Source organism: Oceanobacter kriegii DSM 6294 (genome assembly GCF_000422845.1).
GTDB classification, from domain to species: domain Bacteria; phylum Pseudomonadota; class Gammaproteobacteria; order Pseudomonadales; family Oceanobacteraceae; genus Oceanobacter; species Oceanobacter kriegii.
The window spans coordinates 1-2,522 of sequence record NZ_AUGV01000036.1 but is presented as its reverse complement, the minus strand read 5'-3'; the positions used below and the strand labels follow the sequence as shown (position 1 = coordinate 2,522).

Below are 2,522 nucleotides of genomic sequence, written 5' to 3'. Positions count from 1 at the left end.
TTTTAACCCGCTCGGCTTCGGTGGCTGGCTGGTACCGTTCAGTCCACGTTTCGAACAAATGCGGAAACAGCTCTTTAACGTGGTGGTGTTCGCCACAGTTATTCAACCGGCCGCATTTAATGACCCAGGGGTTATCGGCGGCGATAAATGCCTCCTTCTTCCCACAGGTTGGGCATTCGACCTGATTGATGTACTTGCTGGACTGCTTTTGTATGCCGCCGTATTGGCGCTCGATGTCGGACAGTACATCGCGGCGCAGGCTTTCGTTCATTTCGTACATTAGACATCACCTTGTTCAACGGTTATGTCGTCGGCAGAAATACAAAGGCCATCCACGCTTAGCAGCTTGATGCCAGTCGATCCATCGACTGCTGGCCAGCCTTCCAGCTTTTCGATTAATTCAATAATTCCTCCGGTGTTGTAGCCGTACTCGATATCGAGAGACAGGCAAACAATGCAAAGACGCTTCAACACCGCATGGATGATGTTGCCGTCTGCTGATTCCAGCATTTCATCGTTGTCCATCCAAAAGTCGTTGATCTCGTGCAGCGTTTCGTCAGTCATTACGTCATGGTCTATCTCGACGGTGATTTCAGCCGCAAAATCGTACTGCACGGTGTAGCGTTTGAAGTTGGTCATCCGGGACATCCTTAATCTAACGTCGGATCGGGAGGGGCACGGAATACCCGTACCCATGGGTACCAGTACCGGTCAGGTTGACCGGTACTGATTCAGCACTTGGTCATAACAGTGGGATTTGTGATCGGTCTTTGCCCAGTAGCTCGATACTGGGCATCGGTTCACCCATGGCGTTGCACAGGTTGCGCAGGCGGCGCTCCAGCAGCTTGAACACAAAGGCATCCTTGGTGGATTGCAGTTGCTCCAGAAGGCGGATCAACAGGTTGGTGGATTTGATCTGGTCGATGTCTTTGGTAAGGCCGAAGTAACCTTGTTTGCGCAAGGTGGGCAGAACCTCTTCACAAACCCAGCTGGCAAATTCGACGGCATTGGGTTTTTCAGAACGGAATACCACTCGATAAACGGCCGGTTCCGATATGAAAACCATCTCTCTTTCGCCTTTTATGGTCCGGAGATACCGGACCATAAACCAGTTTTCTGGGCACCCTCCGAGGCTGTCTGAACCTTTCCAGGTGATCTCTAAAGCATCAAATACGTCTTTGGCACAAAACCAGATAGCGCCGTGTTCGTCGGTAGCGGTGCGGACTTCGTGTTCAGAGAACAGGAAGGGGTTCGCGTGTGGGTTAATGTCTTGCATATATCGTCCCTCTTGGTTGGTTTCAGTTGACGTCAGATTGACGTCAACTGGCTTTCAAAGTGGTCCGGTTTAACCGGACCACCTGATCCGTCAGTACCCCTCAAACTGAGGGGTACTGGCCTGAAGCTGGTACGGTTGAACCGTACCTATCAGCCGTTCAGTTGACGTCAGCTGGCTGGGTTACTGACTGTCGCTGATATCCAGTGCCAGCTGGTTGTCGTTGTCTTTTTCCATCGATTGAGCCCGAAGGGCGCAGTCAGCCAGCGGCAGTTTTATTTCCGGGTTTGGCATCGCCGATGGGCTCATCTGGTGCGTGATAACCATTTCGCTCCGGAAGGTCGCGCCACAGGCAATGTTGGTGCATTGCAGGTAGTAAATACGGAACAGCGGGTGGTCGCTGGTGCTATTGCGCACCCGAATACCACGGCCGCAGTGGGGGCATCCGAGCTTATAGGTCGATGACATGGTGCCTCCTACGACGTGGTTTCGAAGCGCGCGGCAGTTTGATCAATGGCATGGCCAGCCTTGGCCAGATTCATCAGTCGTAAATCGATGCGGGCTCGTTCGTCGGCATCGATGTCTCCGTTTTCGAGGCTGCGCTCGAGTTCGCTGATGAGCTCGCTGGCGGAGCGGATGAGGTTGTTACCGGTGTGCAATACGTCGAGATCGGCAGGGCAGTCAGGAACGTCGCTTGGTGCGAACCAGTTAACGCCAACGCTGGCGCAAATTGAGTCCAGAATTCTGTGATCGGCTGTGATTTTCAGGATCTGCATGGCTTCGGCCAGTGAAACCTTGTGGGTTTGCTGTGCCGGGTCGAGCTTTTTGCGCAGGGTATCTGGGGTAATCGCCATACGGTTGGCGATTGTCATCAGGCCGCCTGAAAAATCGTGTGTTGCGTGATAGCAGGCAAGTTCTGGCGTATGGATGCCCCCGTGGGAGGTGCGGGTACGTCGGCTCATTGCAATCCCTCTCTATGTCCGTTTGTCGTAGCAACAGCCGATAAGCCGTTACCAGAAGCAGCCAAAGGCCTGAAAATCAGGCGTTCTGGCCGGTGTCCTTTTGGCGCTGTTCAATGGCTTCTTCGATAAGAATTTCGGTCATGGAGGAAACGGAGCGACGATCGTCCTCCGCCATTTGGGCAATGACTTCACGCACTTCTGACTTGATTAGGCAGTTCAGTGCTTTGCGGTTGGTACGGTGGTGGGAAGATTTTTTCACCTGTATAATCCTATTTTGTTGCATTAAA

The 2,522-nt window shown here is 52.8% G+C and carries 6 protein-coding genes; 1 reads left to right on the top strand and 5 read right to left on the bottom strand.

Translation table 11 applies throughout. The features are described 5' to 3' along the window. Positions 1-283: hypothetical protein (locus G516_RS24980; protein WP_211225120.1), on the top strand; the 283-nt coding region annotated here is incomplete at its 5' end. Here G516_RS24980 and G516_RS0113275 read toward each other — a convergent pair. The 5 genes from G516_RS0113275 to G516_RS0113255 form a co-directional block, all read right to left on the bottom strand. Further along, positions 280-639: a DUF2528 family protein gene (locus G516_RS0113275; protein ID WP_028294057.1), complete on the bottom strand. Its 360-nt coding sequence runs from the start codon at positions 637-639 to the stop codon at positions 280-282. The genes G516_RS24980 and G516_RS0113275 overlap by 4 nt on opposite strands. A gap of 103 nt (positions 640-742) precedes the next feature. Further along, on the bottom strand, positions 743-1,276 hold the full coding sequence (locus G516_RS23990; RefSeq protein ID WP_051219418.1) for a BRO-N domain-containing protein: 534 nt from the start codon (positions 1,274-1,276) through the stop codon (positions 743-745). 180 nt (positions 1,277-1,456) lie between these two features. Further along, a complete protein-coding gene (locus tag G516_RS0113265; RefSeq protein WP_028294056.1) occupies positions 1,457-1,741 on the bottom strand; it encodes an ogr/Delta-like zinc finger family protein in 285 nt (94 codons plus the stop codon). Positions 1,742-1,749: 8 nt separating this feature from the next. Continuing rightward, positions 1,750-2,235: a phage regulatory CII family protein gene (locus G516_RS23985; protein ID WP_084645058.1), complete on the bottom strand. Its 486-nt coding sequence runs from the start codon at positions 2,233-2,235 to the stop codon at positions 1,750-1,752. 76 nt (positions 2,236-2,311) lie between these two features. Continuing rightward, a partial coding sequence (locus G516_RS0113255) for a ribbon-helix-helix domain-containing protein (RefSeq protein ID WP_156879043.1) occupies positions 2,312-2,522 on the bottom strand: 211 nt, incomplete at its 5' end.

Bases quoted from the DNA above. Each gene is read 5' to 3' on its own strand.
- G516_RS0113275 (WP_028294057.1), bottom strand. From the start codon at position 639: ATGACCAACTTCAAACGCTACACCGTGCAGTACGATTTTGCGGCTGAA.
- G516_RS23990 (WP_051219418.1), bottom strand. From the start codon at position 1,276: ATGCAAGACATTAACCCACACGCGAACCCCTTCCTGTTCTCTGAACAC.
- G516_RS0113265 (WP_028294056.1), bottom strand. From the start codon at position 1,741: ATGTCATCGACCTATAAGCTCGGATGCCCCCACTGCGGCCGTGGTATT.
- G516_RS23985 (WP_084645058.1), bottom strand. From the start codon at position 2,235: ATGAGCCGACGTACCCGCACCTCCCACGGGGGCATCCATACGCCAGAA.